Below are 743 nucleotides of genomic sequence, written 5' to 3' on the forward strand. Positions count from 1 at the left end.
CGTCTAGCGTTCCACCTCGCGAACCCCTAGTACACGAATCGGACACCCATAGTTGCTTGAGCTGCACAGATGCCGTTATGGTCTGGGACATGTTCTTGCGGGAGGTGAAGCGAGAGAACCGCAACGGGACCCGGGTGTCGTATCTGCAGCTGGTCCACAACGACTGGGACCCCGCCGCCCGGACCTCCCGCACCAAGATCCTCTACAGCTTCGGGCGGACCGACCAGGTCGACACCGCGGCGATCGAGCGGCTGATCGTGTCGCTGTCACGGTTGCTCGACCCGGCCGCCGCGTTGAGGGCCACCGGCGGGTCGGATCTGAGCTTGATCTGCTCGCGTCCACTCGGCGGCACCGATGTGCTCGACGGGCTGTGGCGCCGGCTGGGCATCGACACCGCGATGACCAAGCTGCTCGCCAAGCGGCGGGTCAGCTCCCCGTTCGAGCGGGTGCTGTTCGCCCTCGTCGCCAACCGGGCACTCGCCCCGTCCTCGAAGCTGGCCGCCGCGGACTGGATCACCCACGACGTGCACATCGACGGGCTGCCCGAGACCAGCGACGATGTCTGCTACCGGGCGATGGACTGGCTCCACGACGCGGCCGACCACCTGGAACGGGAGGTGTTCGGCCAGGTCGCGAACCTGCTCAACCTCGAGGTCGACCTGCTGTTCTTCGACACCACCTCCACCTACTTCGAGCTGGAAGACCCCGACGAGCCGCTGCCCCGCGACGAACACGGCCACGCC

At 67.0% G+C, this 743-nt stretch carries 1 pseudogene; it reads left to right on the forward strand.

Going from position 1 to position 743, the window contains the following annotated elements:
* Positions 1 to 89 precede the first annotated feature (89 nt).
* A pseudogene (locus ACFPFQ_RS48235) lies at positions 90 to 743 on the forward strand (hypothetical protein); the annotation flags it as partial.

This window comes from Pseudonocardia sp. GCM10023141 (assembly GCF_042653605.1).